The sequence below is a fragment of the Nonomuraea sp. SBT364 genome (assembly GCF_001083785.1).
Taxonomy (GTDB): Bacteria; Actinomycetota; Actinomycetes; order Streptosporangiales; family Streptosporangiaceae; genus Nonomuraea.
The window spans coordinates 1-16,903 of record NZ_LAVL01000077.1 but is presented as its reverse complement, the minus strand read 5'-3'; the positions used below and the strand labels follow the sequence as shown (position 1 = coordinate 16,903).

The 16,903-nt window shown below is 72.2% G+C and carries 15 protein-coding genes; 9 read left to right on the top strand and 6 right to left on the bottom strand.

Going from position 1 to position 16,903, the window contains the following annotated elements:
* The first annotated feature begins 29 nt into the window (after positions 1–29).
* The gene (locus ADY59_RS28300; protein WP_049568074.1) at positions 30–899 is read left to right on the top strand and encodes a hypothetical protein; all 870 of its coding nucleotides are present in this window, start codon (positions 30–32) and stop codon (positions 897–899) included.
* On the opposite strand, the gene ADY59_RS28295 is transcribed toward ADY59_RS28300, so the two are convergent.
* Both ADY59_RS28295 and yczE read right to left on the bottom strand, forming a co-directional pair.
* Entirely contained in the window at positions 896–2,698 is a 1,803-nt protein-coding gene (locus tag ADY59_RS28295) for a glycoside hydrolase family 15 protein (RefSeq protein ID WP_049568003.1), read from the bottom strand. The genes ADY59_RS28300 and ADY59_RS28295 overlap by 4 nt on opposite strands.
* A 62-nt stretch (positions 2,699–2,760) precedes the next feature.
* Positions 2,761–3,363, bottom strand: a complete 603-nt coding sequence (yczE, locus tag ADY59_RS28290) for a membrane protein YczE (protein ID WP_049568000.1) — start codon at positions 3,361–3,363, stop codon at positions 2,761–2,763.
* Between the two features lie 63 nt (positions 3,364–3,426).
* On the opposite strand from yczE, the gene yczR reads away from it, so the two are divergent.
* Positions 3,427–4,857 (top strand): MocR-like transcription factor YczR, encoded by a 1,431-nt coding sequence (yczR, locus tag ADY59_RS28285; RefSeq protein WP_049567996.1) that lies wholly within the window; start codon positions 3,427–3,429, stop codon positions 4,855–4,857.
* 7 nt (positions 4,858–4,864) lie between these two features.
* Here the strand turns inward: yczR and ADY59_RS28280 are convergent, their stop codons facing one another.
* Positions 4,865–5,473, bottom strand: a complete 609-nt coding sequence (locus ADY59_RS28280; protein ID WP_082310475.1) for a trimeric intracellular cation channel family protein — start codon at positions 5,471–5,473, stop codon at positions 4,865–4,867.
* A gap of 11 nt (positions 5,474–5,484) precedes the next feature.
* A complete protein-coding gene (locus tag ADY59_RS28275) occupies positions 5,485–6,975 on the bottom strand; it encodes a peptide MFS transporter (RefSeq protein WP_082310474.1) in 1,491 nt (496 codons plus the stop codon).
* 137 nt (positions 6,976–7,112) lie between these two features.
* Between ADY59_RS28275 and ADY59_RS28270 the strand changes: the two genes are divergently transcribed.
* The 3 genes from ADY59_RS28270 (at position 7,113) to ADY59_RS28260 (ending at position 10,686) form a co-directional block, all read left to right on the top strand.
* Entirely contained in the window at positions 7,113–8,948 is a 1,836-nt protein-coding gene (locus ADY59_RS28270; protein ID WP_049567993.1) for an AMP-dependent synthetase/ligase, read from the top strand.
* Positions 8,949–9,013: 65 nt separating this feature from the next.
* Positions 9,014–10,051, top strand: coding sequence for a hypothetical protein (locus ADY59_RS28265; RefSeq protein ID WP_049567990.1), 1,038 nt, complete (start codon positions 9,014–9,016; stop codon positions 10,049–10,051).
* 152 nt (positions 10,052–10,203) lie between these two features.
* On the top strand, positions 10,204–10,686 hold the full coding sequence (locus tag ADY59_RS28260; protein WP_156325787.1) for a hypothetical protein: 483 nt from the start codon (positions 10,204–10,206) through the stop codon (positions 10,684–10,686).
* Between the two features lie 69 nt (positions 10,687–10,755).
* On the opposite strand, the gene ADY59_RS47690 is transcribed toward ADY59_RS28260, so the two are convergent.
* On the bottom strand, positions 10,756–12,321 hold the full coding sequence (locus ADY59_RS47690) for an OmpA family protein (protein WP_197093901.1): 1,566 nt from the start codon (positions 12,319–12,321) through the stop codon (positions 10,756–10,758).
* An 87-nt stretch (positions 12,322–12,408) separates the two neighbouring features.
* On the opposite strand from ADY59_RS47690, the gene ADY59_RS28250 reads away from it, so the two are divergent.
* From ADY59_RS28250 to ADY59_RS28235, 4 genes are all read left to right on the top strand, one after another.
* Positions 12,409–13,419: a LacI family DNA-binding transcriptional regulator gene (locus ADY59_RS28250; protein WP_049567984.1), complete on the top strand. Its 1,011-nt coding sequence runs from the start codon at positions 12,409–12,411 to the stop codon at positions 13,417–13,419.
* Between the two features lie 57 nt (positions 13,420–13,476).
* A complete protein-coding gene (locus tag ADY59_RS28245) occupies positions 13,477–14,640 on the top strand; it encodes a pyridoxal phosphate-dependent aminotransferase (protein ID WP_063780807.1) in 1,164 nt (387 codons plus the stop codon).
* Between the two features lie 71 nt (positions 14,641–14,711).
* Positions 14,712–15,533 (top strand): SAM-dependent methyltransferase, encoded by an 822-nt coding sequence (locus ADY59_RS28240; protein WP_049567981.1) that lies wholly within the window; start codon positions 14,712–14,714, stop codon positions 15,531–15,533.
* A 103-nt stretch (positions 15,534–15,636) separates the two neighbouring features.
* On the top strand, positions 15,637–16,410 hold the full coding sequence (locus ADY59_RS28235; protein WP_156325786.1) for a hypothetical protein: 774 nt from the start codon (positions 15,637–15,639) through the stop codon (positions 16,408–16,410).
* Positions 16,411–16,458: 48 nt separating this feature from the next.
* Here the strand turns inward: ADY59_RS28235 and ADY59_RS28230 are convergent.
* A partial coding sequence (locus ADY59_RS28230; protein WP_049567975.1) for a CAP domain-containing protein occupies positions 16,459–16,903 on the bottom strand: 445 nt, incomplete at its 5' end.

The window sequence follows — 16,903 nt, the reverse complement described above, 5'->3', positions numbered from 1 at the left end:
GACGAACCGGACATGAGGGGATGCGGCGCGTGAACTTCTTCAAACGTGACCGGGAGCCCTCACGCCGGGCGATCGAGGACGTCGACCTCGACTCGCTGCTCGCCCTCGTCGCCGATTCGCTCGGCTACACCTGCCGCTTCGCCGCCGACGGCGCCTCACTGACGCTCGGCGGCGGCCGGGAGATCCTGGTCAGGCTCACCGGGCTGCGCCGCGAGGCGGGCCGCCGGGCCCGCGAGGACTGGCCCACGCTGGTCTCCGAGCACCTGGCCGGCGCCGTCGCGGCGACCGACGAGCTGCTCGACGTGTGCGACCTGGACCAGGTCAGGCCGCTGCTGCGGACCCGGGTGGAGGCGGTGGACGAGGTCCCCGACCTGACCCGGGTGGTGGGCCGCCACCTCAACGGCGACGTGGTGGAGCTGCTCACCGTCGGCTCCCGGCCGGTGCGCCCCGAGGAGGCCGGCTGCTGGCCGCTGCCGACCGGGCAGGCGCTGGAGCTGGCCGTCTCCAACGTCCGGCTGGACGACAAGCTGTCGGTGGAGTCCATCGAGCTGTCCGGCACCCCGGTGACCCGGCTGACCGGCCGCATCCCGGCCGCCGCCACGCACCTGCGCTGGCTGGACGGCTACCTGCCGGTGCCCGCCGACGGGGTCATGGTCGTGCTGCCCGACCCGTACACGCTGCTCGTGCACCCGGTCGACGGGATCGGCGTGGTGCGGGCGATCGAGCGGCTGCGTCTGCACGCGGCCCGCACCGGCGGGCTCAGCCCGCAGGTGCACTGGTGGCACGACGGGCGGCTGACCCTCATCAGGGCCGACATCGTGCGGCGGCGGAACCAGACCCGCCTGGTCGTGGCCCCGCCGCCGGAGTTCGCGCGGGTGCTGGCCCGGCTGGCCGTCTAGGTCTCGCGCGGCGGCTCGTCCAGCGACCTGGGCTCACGCGGGTCGCCGTCGAGCGCGCGGGCCGCGTGGATCAGCGGGACGTGCGAGAACGCCTGCGGGAAGTTGCCCACCAGCCGGTCGTAGCGCGGGTCGTACTCCTCCGCGAGCAGCCCGAGGTCGTTGCGCAGCGACAGCAGCCGCTCGAACAGCTCGCACGCCTCGTCGCGGCGGCCCTGCATGGCCATCACCTCCACCAGCCAGAAGCTGCACGCCAGGAACGCGCCCTCGCCGCCCGGCAGCCCGTCGACGTCGTTGTCCTCCGCCACCGGGTAGCGCAGCACGAACCCCTCCGACATGAGCTCCTTCTCGATGGCGGCCACGGTGCCGATCATGCGGGGGTCGTTCGGCGGCAGGAAGCCGATGATCGGCATCAGCAGCAGCGAGGCGTCGAGCTCGTGGGAGCCGTAGGACTGGGTGAAGGTGTTGCGCGTGGCGTCGTAGCCCTTGTCGCAGATCTCGGCGTGGACCTTCTCGCGCAGCGCCCGCCACCGGTCGACGGGGCCGGTGCGGCCGAAGTTCTCGACGTACTTCACGGCCCGGTCGAGTGCCGCCCAGCACATCATCTTGGAGTGCACGAAGTGGCGGCGCGGGCCGCGGACCTCCCACAGGCCCTCGTCCGGCTCGTCCCAGTGCTCCTCGACGTAGTTGAGCAGCTCGCGCTGGACGGCCCAGCCGCGGTCGTCGGGGGCCAGGCCGGAGGTGCGCGAGAGGTAGAGGCAGCTCATCACCTCGCCGTAGACGTCGAGCTGGAGCTGGTTGACCGCCTGGTTGCCGATCCTGACCGGCCGGGAGCGCTCGTAGCCCTCCAGCCAGTCGAGCTCCAGCTCCGGCAGCCGGCGCTCGCCCGCGACCCCGTACATGATCTGCAGGTCCTGCGGGCGGCCGGCGATCGCGCGCAGCAGCCACGACCGCCAGGCGCCGGCCTCCTCCAGGTAGCCGGAGCCGATCAGGGCGTCGAGCGTCAGCGTGGCGTCGCGCAGCCAGCAGAAGCGGTAGTCCCAGTTGCGCACGCCGCCCAGGTCCTCGGGCAGTGAGGTGGTGGGGGCGGCCACGATGCCGCCGGTGGGCGCGTAAGTGAGGGCCTTCAGCGTGATCAGCGAGCGGACCACGGCCTCGCGCCAGGGGCCGTCGTAGGTGCAGCGGGAGACCCATTCGGCCCACATGGCCTCGGTCTCGGCGAGCTGGTTCTCGCAGTGGATCTGCGGCGGCATCGGCTCGTGCGACGGATGCCAGGTGAACACGAACGGCAGCCGGTCTCCCTCCTTGACCTCGAACGTCGCCACGTGCGCGTAGTCGCCGCCCTTGAGTGGCACGGGGGAGTGCAGCCAGACCGAGTCGGGGCCGCCGACCGCCTGGAGGTGGCCGTCGGAGCGGCGCATCCACGGCACGATCCGGCCGTAGTCGAAGCGCACCCGCAGCTGGGTGGACATCTCCACGGTGCCGGACACGCCCTCCACGATGCGGACCACGTCCGGGTTGACGTCACGAGCCGGCATGAAGTCGATCACCCGGACGGTGCCGGTGGGGGTGTCCCACTCGCTCTCCAGGATGAGCGTCTCGGGCCGGTAGCGGCGCCGGTCGGCCGGTTTCCTCCCGGTGGGCCCCAGCCACCAGTGGCCGTTGCGGTCACTGCCGAGCAGGCCCGCGAAACAGGCCGGGGAGTCGAACCTGGGCAGGCAGAGCCAGTCGATGGAGCCGTCCCTGCCAACCAGGGCCGCCGACTGCATGTCGCCGATGAGCGCGTAGTCCTCGATCCGCATGCCTCCGACGCTACACGCGGCCGGACCGGTCGTGTCGCGTCATGACCGGTCCGGCCGGGCGCTCACCGCAGCGGGATCCACCGGGTGAAGAGCTGGGTCAGCGGGCCCACCGCGAGTGCGAACACCAGCGTGCCGAGCCCCACCAGGCCGCCGAGCAGCCAGCCGGCGGCGAGCACGGTGATCTCGATGAGGAAGCGGCTCAGCCGGACCGACAGGCCGAGCCGGACCAGGCCGGTCATGACGCCGTCACGCGGGCCGGCGCCCATCCCGGCGCTGATGTAGAGCACGGTGGCCAGCGCGATCGCCGAGACGCCGAGCGCCACGTACAGCCAGCCGAGCAGCGGGGCGGGGGAGCTGGGCAGCAGGAAGATGGCGGCGTCGGCGAACAGGCCCACGAAGATCACGTTGCTGATCGTGCCCAGGCCCGGCCGCTGCCGCAGCGGGATCCAGGCGAACATCACCAGCGCGCCGACGATGATGATCACGGTCCCGATGCTCAGGCCGGTCCAGCGGGCCACGCCCTGGTGGAAGACGTCCCAGGGGCCGTTGCCGAGCCCTGATTCGACCTGCAGGCCGATGCCGGTGCCGTAGAGAGCCAGGCCGCCGTACAGGCGCAGGAGGCGCGTGGGCAGGGAGCCGATCCGGGTGACAGTCGCTTCGCTCATGATGGCCCCAGGGTGGCACGCCCGTCGCTTGCCATAACAGGGCCAATCGTGAAAAGTGGCCTTATGCAGCATTTGTCGGCTCAGCAGGTGGCCCGGCTGGTCGACGTCCCGCCGGGCGCGCGGCCCTACTACCGGGCGCTCGCCGACGCCGTGCGCGCGCTCGTGCTGGACGGGCGGATCCCGGTGCGGGTACGCATGCCCGCCGAGCGGCACCTGGCCGGCACCCTGCGGGTCAGCCGCACCACCGTGACGGCCGCCTACGACCTGCTGCGCGAACGCGGCTACCTGGAGAGCAGGCAGGGGTCGGGAAGCTGGACGGCGCTGCCCGACCCCGCCGTGTCCGCCGACAACCCGTGGCTGGCCGTCGACGACGGCGGCCTGATCCAGATGCAGGCCGCCGCGCCGCCCGCGCCCTCCGCGCTCGGCGAGGCCATGGCCGCCGCCGTCGAGGACATGCCCCGCTACGGGATGGGCAACGGCTACCACGCGCTCGGCCTGCCGGAGCTGCGCGAGCGGATCGCCGCCCACTACACCGGGCGCGGCCTGGCCACCCGGCCCGAGCAGATCGTCGTCACCACCGGCTCCCAGCACGCCATCCAGCTCGTCCTGGGCGTGCTGACCGGGCCGGGCGACCCCGTGGTGGTCGAGTCGCCCACCTACCCGCACGCCATCGACGCGGTCCGGCTGCGCGGCGCCCGGATCGTCCCCGTCGGCGTCACCCACGAGGGCTGGCAGCCCGACCTGGTGGCCGCCGCGATGCGCCAGCACGCCGCCCGCCTGGCCTACCTGATGCCCGACTTCCAGAACCCGACCGGCGCGCTCATGGACGACGCCACCCGGGCCCTCCTCGCCGGCGCGGCCCGGCGCTGCGGCACCACGCTCCTCGTCGACGAGACCTGGTCGGAGCTGGCGCTGGACGACGTGCCGCGCACCGCCCCCATGGCGGCCTTCGACACCGACGGCCGGGTGGTCAGCATCGGCTCGGCGTCCAAGCTGTGGTGGGGCGGGCTGCGCATCGGCTGGATCCGCACCACGGCCGCGCTGGCCCGCCGCATGGCGCTGCACCGGGCCGCCGCCGACATCGCCAGCCCGGTGCTGGAGCAGCTCGTCGTGGCGCGGCTGTTCGACCGGCTGGAGGAGACCAGGGCCGAGCGCCGCCGCGCCCTGCGCGCCTCCCGCGACGCCCTGGTGACGGCGCTGCGCGCGCGGCTGCCAGACTGGGAGTTCGCGGTGCCGCGCGGCGGCGGCACGCTGTGGATCCGGCTCGGCTCCGGCTCCGCCGTCTCCCTCGCCGAGGCGGCCGCCGGCCATGGGGTACGGCTCGCGCCGGGCCCGTGGTTCGGCCTGGAGGGCGCGCTGGAGGGTTACCTGCGGCTGCCGTACACGCTGCCGCCCCAGCTCCTGGAGGAGGCGGTCACCCGGATCGCGGCCGCCCACCGGCACGGCCCCGTCGGACCCACCCGGGTGCCGGACTCCCTCAGCCCGATGGTGTGAGCGGCTCTCACTCGGTCAGCCCCCTGGCCAGCGGGGCGCGCCAGTTGAGGCGCATGGCGGCGATGCGCAGGCCGAAGGCGAGAAGGGCGGCGCCCAGCGTGGCGGGCCAGCCGTGCAGGCCGACCGCCGAGAGGATGGCCATGGCGGCCGAACCCATCAGCGCGGGCAGCGCGTACAGCTGCCGGTCGTACAGCAGGGTGGGGATCTCCCCGGCCAGGACGTCGCGGAGCATGCCGCCGCCCACCGCCGTGACCACGCCCAGGAGCGCGGCGTGCAGCGGGCTCAGCCCGTACTCCAGGGCCTTGGCCGTGCCGACGGCGCAGAACAGGCCGAGCCCGGCGGCGTCGAGGACGAGGATGGCGGGCATGACCCGGGCCACGTGCGGGTGCCAGAAGTAGACCACGGCGGTGGCGGCGACCGGCACCAGCACGTAACCGAGGCTCTGGAAGGCGGCGGGCCGCACGTTGAGCACCAGGTCGCGGACAATGCCGCCGCCCAGCGCGGTCATCTCGGCGAGCACCGCCATGCCGACCACGTCGAGCCGTTTGCGCACCCCCATGAGGGCGCCGGAGAGGGCGAAGACGAAGATGCCGGCGAGATCGAGAAGTTCTGACACGTTGGCAATGTCTACCGGATGGGCGGCACAGCGGGCACATGGTGCTCGGACATCATCTCCCGCAGCTTGCGGGTGAACATGAACAGCGCCAGCCCGGCGATGATCGCCAGTGCCGCCAGCAGCAGGTAGTAGGCCGGCTCGGACATCACGTTGCCGAGCCGCCCGGTCTGCCCGCCGACGGCGTCGCCCACCGACACCGCGATGAACCACACGCCGAGCATCTGCCCCTTGAACGCCTGCGGCGCCAGCTTGGTGGTGACCGAGAGCCCGACCGGGCTGAGCGACAGCTCGCCGAACACCTGAACCAGGTAGACCAGCACCAGCCACCAGACCGACACCCGGCCGCTCTGCGCCAGCGAGGCCGCCAGCGCCATGATGACGAAGCTGATGCCCACCATGACCAGCGCGAAGGAGAACTTCTGCGGCGTGCTCACCCGGTTGCCCAGCTTGACCCAGAGCGCCGCGAACACCGGCACGAAGATCATGATGAACAGCGGGTTGAACGACTGCGTGGTCGCCGCCTGGATCGGCACGCCGAACAGCGACAGGTCGGTGTTGTTCTGCGCGAAGAACAGCAGCTTGCTCGGCGCCAGGTCGTAGATCATCCAGAAGATCGCGGCGGCGACGAACAGCCAGATGTAGGCCTTCATCCTCGACCGCTCGTCCTCGGTCAGGTCGTGGCTGCCGAGCATGATGTAGCCGAAGTAGACGACGGGCACGGCCAGGATCACGATCGTCACCACGAGCGTGAACCGGCTGAGCGTGAGCGTGCCGGTCGCCGCCCACGCCGCCAGCGCCACGGCCACGACCGCCACCGCGGCGGCCGTCAGCAGGCCGAAGCGGCGCAGCTCGGCCGGGGAGAGCGGCATGCCCGGCCGGTCGCCGACGCCGCGCAGGCTGCGGCGCCCGCCCCAGGCGTACTGCAGCAGGCCCAGCGCCATGCCGACCGCCGCCGCGCCGAAGCCCAGGTGCCAGCGGTCACCGGCGGCCAGCCAGCCGACCACGATCGGCGCGAAGAACGCGCCCAGGTTGATGCCCAGGTAGAACAGCGAGAACCCGGCGTCCCTGCGCGCGTCGGCGTCGTCCGGGTAGAGCTTGCCCACCATGACCGAGATGTTCGGCTTGAGCAGGCCGGTGCCGGCGATGATCAGCAGCAGGCCGAGCACCACGAAGACCGGCCCCTGGACCGGGAGGGCCATGCTGATGTGGCCGCACATGATGACGAAGCCGCCCCAGAACACCGACCTGCGCGGCCCGAGGATGCGGTCGGCGATCCAGCCGCCGGGCAGCGCCACCAGGTAGATCAGCGCGCCGTAGATGCCGACGACCGCCTGCGCGGTCTCCTCGGTCATGCCCAGCCCCTGGTTGGCGGGGGAGGCCACCATGAACGTCGCCAGGATGGCGCGCAGCCCGTACCAGCTGAACCGCTCCCACATCTCGGTGCCGAACAACGTCGCCAGGGCCCACGGGTGACCGAAGAACGTCCTGCCGCCGTTACTCATCCGAGCCCCCGATGGTCACTGCGAGAATGTGAAAGATTACTCTACGTCACGGATCGGCCAGACTCTTGCCGCTACCCGCGCGGTGTGGTGCGATGCATGCCAAATGTGTAAGTGGTCGCTGACTGGAGGCCCGCGCCATGGCAGAAGTCCTCGAAGTCCGGGCGGAGATCGAGCGGCTCATCGCCGGTCGCACCGTGTGCGAGCAGCTCAGGCAGGTCGCCGAGAGCCACCCCGACGCCCCGGCCTACTCCGACCCGATCGAGGGCGGCTGGGCCACGCTCACCTACTCCGAGGCGCGCGGGCGGGTGCTGGAGATCGCCGCCGCCTTCGCCGCGCTCGGGCTGGAGCCGGGCGAGACGGTGGCGCTGATGATGGTCAACCGGAGCGAGCACGTGCTGGCCGACCTGGGCGCCGTGCACGCGGGCGGCGTCGGCTGCACCGTCTACTCCACGTTCGCGCCCGACCAGATCGCCTTCGTCGCCGGTGACGTCGGCGCCCGCTACGCGGTGCTCGGCGGACCCGCCGAACTCGCCCGCTGGGAGCCCGCGCTGGACCGGCTGCCCGGCCTCCGCAAGATCATCATGCTGGAGGGGGCGCCTGACGGCGACCGGTTCATGTCCTGGCAGGACTTCCTCGACCTGGGCCGCGCCCGCCTGGCCGCCGACCCCGCCGCCGTCGAGGCCAGATGGCGCGCCGTCACCCCGGCCGACGTCGTCACCGTCCTCTACACCTCCGGCACCACCGGCATGCCCAAGGGCGTGCCGCTCAGCCACACCAACATCTTCTACGAGGTGGAGTCGACCGACCGGATGGCCGCGCTGCCGCTGCTCGGCACCCAGATCTCCTATCTCACCTACGCGCACATCGCCGAGCGGGTCCTCAGCCTCTACCTGCCGCTGGTCAAGGTCTCCCACGTGTACTTCTGCACCGACCTGGCCAACCTCGGCGCCACGCTCGGGCAGGTCAGGCCGATGCTGTTCTTCGGCGTGCCGCGCGTGTGGGAGAAGATGATGGCCCGCCTGCTCGCCGTCCTGGCCACCCAGCCCGAGGAGCAGCAGGAGGCCGTACGGCAGGCCATGGCGGCGGGCGCCGCCTACGTCGAGGCGGGCCAGTACGGCGGCACCGTCACCCCCGAGATCCAGGCCGCCTACGAGCAGGCCGACACCTCACTCCTGTCCGTCATCCGCGGCATGATCGGCTTCGACCGCGCCCGGTGGACCGCCACCGGAGCGGCCCCGCTCGCCGGCGAGGTGCAGCGCTTCTACGCCGGGCTCGGGCTGAAGGTCATCGACGTGTACGGGATGACCGAGACGACGGGGGCCTTCACCGGCAACGGGCCCACCTGCTACCGGCTGGGTACCGTCGGCCGCGCCGAGCCGGGCGTCGAGGTGCGCATCGCCGAGGACGGCGAGCTCCTCACCCGCAGCCCGCTCAACACCACCGGCTACCTCGGCCGCCCCGAGGCCACCGCCGAGCTCATCGACGCCGACGGCTGGCTGCACACCGGCGACATCGGCGCCGTCGACGCCGACGGCTTCTACCGGGTCGTCGACCGCAAGAAGGAGCTGATCATCACCGCCGGGGGCGAGAACATCTCCCCGGCCGAGATCGAGAACCACCTCAAGGAGCACCCCCTCATCGGCCAGGCCCTCGCCTACGGCGACAACCGGCCCCACCCGGTGGCCGTGCTCACCCTCGACGGCGAGGTCGCGCCCGGCTGGGCGCAGGCGCGCGGCATCCCGTTCACCACGCTCGCCGACCTGGCCGCCCACCCCGACGTGCTGAAGGAGGTCGAGGCGGCGGTCGAGACGGCCAACGCCAAGCTCGCCAGGGTCCAGCAGGTCAAGCGGTGGGCGCTGCTCGGCACCGAGTGGACCGCCGAGACCGAGGAGCTGACGCCCAGCCTCAAGCTGAAGCGGCGGGTGGTGCACGCCAGGTACGCCGACCTCATCGCCGGGCTGTACGACGCCTGACCTTTGCCATTGGGGGCGTGTGTCGTGGTCCCGGTCATTACCGGCCGGTTCCTACCGTCTTGATCATGACCAGAAGCCTTCTTCTCGTCTCGCTCGCGGCGGGTGCGCTCACGGTGCCCGCACCGGCGTCCTCCGCCGCGACCGAGCTCGCCATCCGGGAGATCACCGTACGGCCTGCCGCTCCGGTGGTCGGAGCCGGCAACTCCGTCCGCCTCGTGATCGACGTGGTCGCCAAGGGGGTGCGTGGGCGTGACGGGGTGACCGTCTCGGTCGAGCCCGGAGCCCCGCCCGCCGGCGCCGAACGGCCGTCGCCGCCCGGCCCGCCCCACGTCCTGGCCCCGGAGGCGGACGCCGCCGGGGGCCGCCCGGACACCGGCGCGATGCCCCCGGCCGACCCGGGCACCCCCCCCGCCACGGACACGGGCGGTTCCGGCGCGGAGGGCGCCGGCTCCGGGGCGGATGTCATCCGGTCGGGGGCTGACGTGGTGCGGTCGGCGGCCGAGGCCGTGCGGTCGGCGGCGGGCGCCTTGCGGCCCGAGGGGGGCGCCCAGGGCTCGGGCGCGGGCCGGGCCGAGGCGGGCGCCGAGGGGGCTCCGGAGGTGCCGGGGCGGCTGGTGTGGCGGCTGGCGCCGAGCCCGCTGCTGGTGAGCGACGGCTGGCAGACCTGGCGCTTCCTGCCGGACAAGGAGCTGACCCGCTTCTACCCGGCCGGCACCTGGACGATCGCCGCGACCGCCAAGGGGCCGAACGGCACGAGCGTGACCGCGTACGAGTCGTTCCAGCTCAAGCGGGAGACGCGGCTGACGGAGGTCGAGGTGGAGCGGGCCCGTCACGCCGAGGGCGTGCGGCTGCACGGCTCGCTGAAGAGGGTCGACGGGCGTGGCCTGACCGGGTTCGCGCCGTTCGGCAGGCAGCGGGTGGAGATCCTGTGGCGGGAGAGCCCGTCCGCCGAGTGGTCGCACACCGCGTACGCCACCACCGACGCCAAGGGTTCCTTCACGCACACGGTGCGGGACCGGGCGGGCGGCTACTGGCGGGTCCGGTACGAGGGCACCGGCCGCTACGCACCCGACCTCTCCAAAAGCCACCAAATAACCGGATAAAAGCGCAAATATAACTACATAAAGGGCATCTCCGGAATTGTCGTTGTGAAATTGTGACAGCTACTTCACAACCTTTCCTTACCCTTACGCGTCATTGGACGGTGACGTGTGCCGTCCGGTGCGCGTCCGATACGGGGAAGGAAGTCAGTTTCATGATGCGACGTCTCGCCGCCGGAGTGGCGGCGGCCGCCGTGGGCGCCTCGGTGCTCGCGGGCGCGGCCGCACCCGCTATGGCCGACCCCGGCTACGACAGTGGCCAAACCCGCCTCGACCTGGACGTCAATCCGGAGCCTGCCTGGCGCGGCAAGCCGCTGACGATCGAGGGCAAGCTGTCCGTGCAGTGCGACGAGGACTACATCAACGGCTTCGTCGCGGTCCTGCACGACAACCGCTGCAAGGAAGGCAGCTGGCACCGCCTCGGCTGGAAGCGGATCGTCATCCTCTTCAAGCCGTCCTACAGCGGCCGGTGGGAGTACGTCGACACGCTGAAGACCGGCCGCGACGGCTACTTCCACACCAGGGTCGAGGCCCGCTCCTCGGGCACCTGGCGCGCGGTCTTCGAGGGCTCGCGCCACCTGGAGGCGTCGGACGACACCGACTGGGTCAAGGTCTACGGCCGTCACCACCGCCGGTAGCCGATCGCGAGGACGCCCGGTCCCTCACGTGGGTGAGGGGCCGGGCGCCGCTCTTGCCCGGGAGAGCCGTCACCCGCCGACGGGGACGCGCAGCGCACCGAAGTCGGCGATCTTGACGGTGACCTCCGGCGCCGTCGCGGGCAGCTCGAACAGCCCCCAGAACTCCCGCTCCTGCCCCGGCGCGAACTTCTCGCCGGCCAGGCGCACCCCGGACACGCCGGTGCACGCGCAGTAGGAGTCGACGCCGCCGTTCCCGGCCGGCACCTGGAGCCGGCCCGGCAGGTAACGCCGCCGCCCCGCCTCGTCGGTCAGCGTGACGTTGGCGGCCGACTGGTACTTGAACGACATCCAGTCCTTGGCGTGATGCAGCTCGTTGTACCAGGCCTCGGCGTCGCCCTGATTCGTCACCCGGTAGGTGAGCAGGCCGAGCCCGCCGGACAGCCGCCGCAGGCCCGTCACCTCCAGGCCGATCGGCTGGCCGTCGGCCTTGGTGGAGCCCGTCAGGCCGGTGTCCGCCGGCGTCGCGGCGGCCTCGGCGGACGGGCTCGCCGCCGGTGCGGGCTCCGGCTTGGCGAACGTCACCGTGACCCGCCGGTTGCGCCTCCTGCCCTCGTCGGTGCCGTTGTCGTACAGCGGCCGCCGCGATCCGTACCCCCGGGCCGTGAAACCGACGCCGTCCCGGGTGACCAGCGCGGACAGCGCCGCGCGGACCGCCTGGGCGCGGCGCACCGACAGCGGGTCGTTGACGGCGTGGGTGCCGGAGGAGTCGGCGTGCCCCTCGACCGTGACGATGCCGCCGGGGGAGGCGTCGACGAGCCCGGCGGTGCGCGCCAGCACCGCCTTGGCCCTGGCGGTGAGCGTGGCCCGGTTCAGCGCGAACAGCACGTCGGAGGAGAGGCTGACGCGCAGGTCGGTGCCGTCGTCGGCGGTCTCCTCCGAGCGGTCCGGCGACTCCGACGGCGTCACGATCCGGCGGATCAGGGTGGTGACCTGCCCGTCGGCGGGGTCGGGAAGGGTGACGCCGGGCGGGGTGACGGGAGGCTCGTCGCTGATCGGCACGTCCGGCATGGGCGGGCCCGCCGGGGTGACCACCGTGGCGGTGGCGGGGGAGCCGGCCGGCGCGGGCAGGATCGCGTACAGGTCGACCGACTGCCCGGGGTCGAGGGAGTACGGCAGATCGTCGCGTCGCTGGTCGCTGCACAGGCACGGGGAGCCGGCCGGCTGGTAGGGCAGGATCCAGGAGCGCGCCGCCGCGTCGAGCACGCCGATCCCCGAGGCCCAGCGGATCTCGCCCAGCGGCCGGGTCTCGTCGCCGAGCTGACCGGTCCACGGGATGCCGGTGCCGGTGCCGGTGTTGGTGAGCCGCATCTGAACGGCCAGGTGCTCGCCGCCCATCCGGTTCAGGCCGGTGACCTCCATCTTCAGGTCCGGCGTGAGCGTGCTGCGTGACTCGGCCAGCGCGGCCCGCGCCGGCGGGGTGGCCGGCGCGGGGGACGTCGCCGGCGGCGCGCCGGACGGGCTCGCGGACGGGCTCGCGGACGGGCTTTCCGATGGGGGTGGTACTGCCCGGCCCGTCAGCCCGCAGGCCGAGGTGGCCAGCAGGACGGCGACGGTCACAGGCGTTCGAAGCTTCACCGAAGGCATGATGTCGCATTCGTCCGTTCCCTGTCGTGTTGAAAGTTCAGTAAGCTCGGCTGAAGATTTCAGTGCCAGGGGGAGCCGATGGGCCGGGTCACGCTCAAGGAGGTCGCCGAGCGGGCGGGCGTCGCGATCGGCACGGCGTCGGCGGTGTTCGCCGGCAAGTCCTGGGTGTCCCCGGGCACCGGGGCGGCCGTGCGGCAGGCGGCCGAGGAGCTCGGCTACCGGCCCCGCACCCGCAGGGCCGCCGCCGCGCCGGGCGGGATGATCGGGTTCGTCTCCTGGGTGAGCGACCTGTTCTCGCCGGCGAACCCGTACTACGCCCCGGTCCTGTTCGGCGCCCAGCAGGCGTGCGCCGAGCTGGGGTTGTCGATGACCTACGAGGTGGTGCAGCCGCGCGGCGACCGGCTGCCGCTGTGCGTGGCGCGCGAGCAGGTCGGCGGCCTGCTCGTGCTGAGCTCCGCGCCGCGCGACCAGTTGCGCCGCATCCTCGACGCGGGCGTCACCTGCGTGCTGCTGGAGCACGCCGCCGAGGACCTGCCCGTCGACCACGTCGGCCACGACGACGAGACCGGCGGCTACCTGGCCACCCGCCACCTGCTGGAGCTCGGCCACACCGACCCGCCGCCCGCCGTCATCGCCGCCGACGAGCGGGCGCTGCCCGCCGCCCGCAGGCTGGCCGGCTACCGGCGGGCGCTGGCCGAGCGGGGGCTGCGCGCGCCCGCCGGCTACGTGCGGCGCGGCGACTTCACCTCCGAGACCGGCCACGAGCAGATGGCGGCACTGCTCGGGCTGCCCGTGCCGCCGACCGCCGTCTTCTGCGTCAACGACGAATCGGCGTTCGGCGCGCTCGCCGCGCTGCGCGAGCGCGGCCTGCGCGTGCCCGGCGACGTCAGCGTGATCGGCTACGACGACATCGCGATGGCCGCGCACGCCTCGCCGCCGCTCACCACGATCGCCAGTGACAAGGAGCTGCTGGGCGCGCAGGCCGTCTGGCATCTCGTGCAGCGCATCCAGCGGCCCGGCCTCACCGGCCGCGACACCAGGATCGCCGTGCGGCTGGTGTCCAGGGAGTCGACCGCGCCGCCCCGCTGAACCGCTCCACGCATCCACGCGTACCTACACACATCGGTCAGGCCTCGTGGAGGTGTCGTGGAGCTCAGCCTTCTGCGCGCACAGGCGCACAGCCCTTCGTACTTCTCGCTGCTGCGCGACTGGGGCGGGCAGCGGCCCCCGGTGGACTTCTGCATCCCGTGCAACCCGTACTTCCCCACGCCGGAGATCTTCGAGCACCTGGGCAGGAACCTGGAGACGATACTCAAGTTCTACCCGAGCGACGCCGGCACGATCACCGCCGAGCTCTGCGCCACGCTCGGCCTGCACCCCAAGACGGTGGCCATGGGCAACGGGTCCACCGAGCTGATCACCTGGATCGACCACCTGCTCGTGCGCGACAGCCTCGCGGTGCCGATCCCCACCTTCGGCCGCTGGACCGACCAGCCGCTGGAGACCGGCAAGCGGGTGGACATGTATCCGCTGCTGGAGAGCCGCAACTTCGCCCTCGGCGTACGGGACTACGTGTCGTTCGTGCGCGCCCGGGGCTCGCGCGTCGCGGTCATCTGCAACCCGAACAACCCCGACGGCGGCTACCTGCCCAAGCACGAGGTGCTCGACCTGCTCGACCGGCTCATCGACCTCGACCTGGTGATCGTCGACGAGTCGTTCGGCGACTTCGTGGACGCCGAGCCGTATCCCGGGGTGGCCGCCGAGGCCGCCGTCCGGCCCAACGTCATCGTGCTGCGCAGCCTCGGCAAGAACTTCGGGCTGCACGGCGTCCGCTTCGGCTATCTGGTGGCCAACCCGGCGCTGGCCGGCAAGGTGCGCGACGCGCTGCCCCGCTGGAACCTCAACTCCTTCGCCGAGGTCGTCGTCTTCATGATGAGGCAGTGCCTGCCCGAGTACCAGGAGAGCCTGCGGCGCCTCGCCCACGACAGGCGGGCGATGTTCCAGCAGCTCAGCTGCATGCCGGAGCTGTCGGTGTTCGCCTCGCAGGGCAACTTCCTGCTGGTCAAGCTCCCGCCCGGGTTCGACGGGGTGCCGCTGCGCGACCACCTGCTCGCCGAGCACGGCGTGTACGTGCGCGAATGCGGCAACAAGCTGGGCACGACCAGCCAGTTCCTGCGCCTGGTGGTGCGCCCGCAGGAGGACGTGCGGCGGCTGCTGGTCGGTATGACGCAGTTCCTGTATTCGGGCAGCCTGCACGAGGTGCCGGTGGTCGGGTTGCACCATCGGCGGGTCAACCCGTTGTCCGCCTGATATGCCCACATCCTCCCCGCCTTACCGAGTAGCATGTCGATCAAGCTGCTTGAGGCGAAGGAGATCCTTCCGTGACCGAGCTTGAGCGGGTGCCGCCCGGCGTCGACCCCGGCGTCCCGAGTTCCGCCCGGGTCTACGACTATCTGCTCGGCGGCAAGGATCACATCGCGGTCGACCGGGCGGTCGCCGAACGGCTGCTGGCCGTCGCGCCCGACTCGCGGCTGGTCGCCAGGGCCAACCGGATCTTCCTGGTGCGGGCCGTACGGCATCTGGCCGAGCAGGGCGTGCGGCAGTTCATCGACGTCGGCGCCGGCATCCCCACCTCGCCCAGCGTGCACGAGGTCGCCCGCGAGGTGCACCCGGCCTGCCGGGTGATCTACGTCGACTACGACCCGGTGGTGCGGCTGCACGCCGAGGTGCTGCTGGCCGACTCGCCCGGCGTGGAGAGCATCCAGGCCGACCTGCGCCGGCCCGCCGACATCCTGTCCGACCCGCACGTCACCGGGCTGATCGACTTCGACCAGCCGGTCGGGGTGCTGCTCGTCGGCATCTTCCACTTCATCAAGCACGAGGAGGACCCGACCGGGATCATCGGCGCCTTCCGCAAGCGCATGGCCCCCGGCAGCCACCTCGTGCTCTCGCACGCGATGTCCGAGAGCGACCCCGAGGCGCTCGGCGAGCTCTACCGGGCCACCGCCAACACCCCGGCGCACCCGACGTTCCGCTCGCACGACGAGGTGCTGGCGCTGCTCGACGGCTTCGACCTGATCGGCCCCGGGCTCGTGCCCGTCCAGGACTGGCGCCTCACCGCCGCGGACGAGGGCGACATCCCGCTCATGGACGGCATGCCGAAGCTGCGCATCGACGCCGCCGTCGGGCGGGTGCCCGCCTGACCTCCGCGCCAGGGGTCTGTTCCGCCGCCCGGTCGCGTCCTGACAACGGCGGATTTCTGTCGGCATGATGGGAAGAGGCTGAACCTTCAGAAGGGCCTCCGGCATGCCATTGTTAGGCTTCGCCCTGTCCTGCTGCATCCTCCCCTTCGGCTTGGGATTCTCCGCCCTCCTGGTGCTGGCGCTCGAATGGCTCGCACCGGACGTCATCCCGTTCGAGCTCGGCACGTTCTGGACCTTCGACCAGCCGATCTGGACGGCGTTCACCGCCTCGGTGGCGCTGATCTGGCCGGTCCTGGCGGCCGGGCTGCTGCTCACGCTCATCCGGGCGCCCCGGCAACGGTTTGCCCAGCGTCAGATCGCCTGGTACGGCGTCGAGGGCGCGCAGGTGATGCGGCTGGGGCCGGCCAGGATGCTGTTCCAGAGCGCGCTGGAGGAGATCGCGTTCCGCTGGCTGCTGTTCTACGCGGCCATCGCCGGAGCCACGTTCGCCGACTTCGTCCTGCTGGGCTTCGCCGATCTGCACCCGGTGCGGTGGCTGTTCACCGAGGTGCTCGTGCCGGTCGCCGACTTCGCCACCTTCGGGATGCTGCACGAGCAGCTGACCCTCGGCGCCTGGGCGGTGGCCGCCGCCGTGCTCACCAGCAACGGCCGCTTCCGCAACGGTCACCTCTACCAGGGGCTGATCGGGTGGATCTGGTCCTGGTACATGGGCATGTTCCTGTTCCTGGTGATGTTCGAGCACGGGCTGCTCGCGGCCATCGCCGTGCACGTCGCCTACAACTTCGTCATGCTCGGCCTGCACGTGGCGATCACGGGGGTGGCGCCGCGCGTGGTGGTGATGGAGAACGCGGCGGGGCCGCGGCCGTTCCAGGAGTGAGCCCGTACGGTGCCCTGGCGCGCGGGCACCGTACGGGAGCCGGGTGGGTCAGCGGGCGGCGAAGTTCTGGGTCCAGTAGATCTGGCCCTTGGCGTTCTTGGCGGCGCCGACCCCGATGAGCGTGTACTTGCAGTTCATGATGTTGGCCCGGTGGCCGGAGCTGTTCATCCAGCCGCTGACGACCGAGGCGGGGGTGCGCTGGCCCATCGCGATGTTCTCGGCCCAGCCGGTGCCGCCGGTGAATCCGGCCGCGCGGATGCGGTCCATGAAGGAGCGGCCGTCCTGCGAGGTGTGGCTGAAGTAGCCGCGGGTGGCCATGTCCGAGGAGTGGCCGAAGGCGGCCTTGCGCAGCTGCGGGTCGTGCTTGAGCGGGGCGCAGCCGCCCTTGGCGCGCTCGGCGTTGGTCAGGCGCACGACCTCGTTCTCCTCGGCCGTGCCCACCGCGCCGGCCGGGGGAGTGGTGGCCGGGCCGGTCGTGGGGGTGGGCTTGGCG

Coding starts and splice junctions, on each gene's coding strand:
- ADY59_RS28235 (WP_156325786.1), top strand. CDS start 15,637: ATGCCATTGTTAGGCTTCGCCCTGTCCTGCTGCATCCTCCCCTTCGGC.
- ADY59_RS28295 (WP_049568003.1), bottom strand. CDS start 2,698: ATGCGGATCGAGGACTACGCGCTCATCGGCGACATGCAGTCGGCGGCC.
- ADY59_RS28265 (WP_049567990.1), top strand. CDS start 9,014: ATGACCAGAAGCCTTCTTCTCGTCTCGCTCGCGGCGGGTGCGCTCACG.
- ADY59_RS28260 (WP_156325787.1), top strand. CDS start 10,204: ATGATGCGACGTCTCGCCGCCGGAGTGGCGGCGGCCGCCGTGGGCGCC.
- ADY59_RS28275 (WP_082310474.1), bottom strand. CDS start 6,975: ATGAGTAACGGCGGCAGGACGTTCTTCGGTCACCCGTGGGCCCTGGCG.
- ADY59_RS28250 (WP_049567984.1), top strand. CDS start 12,409: ATGGGCCGGGTCACGCTCAAGGAGGTCGCCGAGCGGGCGGGCGTCGCG.
- yczE (WP_049568000.1), bottom strand. CDS start 3,363: ATGAGCGAAGCGACTGTCACCCGGATCGGCTCCCTGCCCACGCGCCTC.
- yczR (WP_049567996.1), top strand. CDS start 3,427: ATGCAGCATTTGTCGGCTCAGCAGGTGGCCCGGCTGGTCGACGTCCCG.
- ADY59_RS28270 (WP_049567993.1), top strand. CDS start 7,113: ATGGCAGAAGTCCTCGAAGTCCGGGCGGAGATCGAGCGGCTCATCGCC.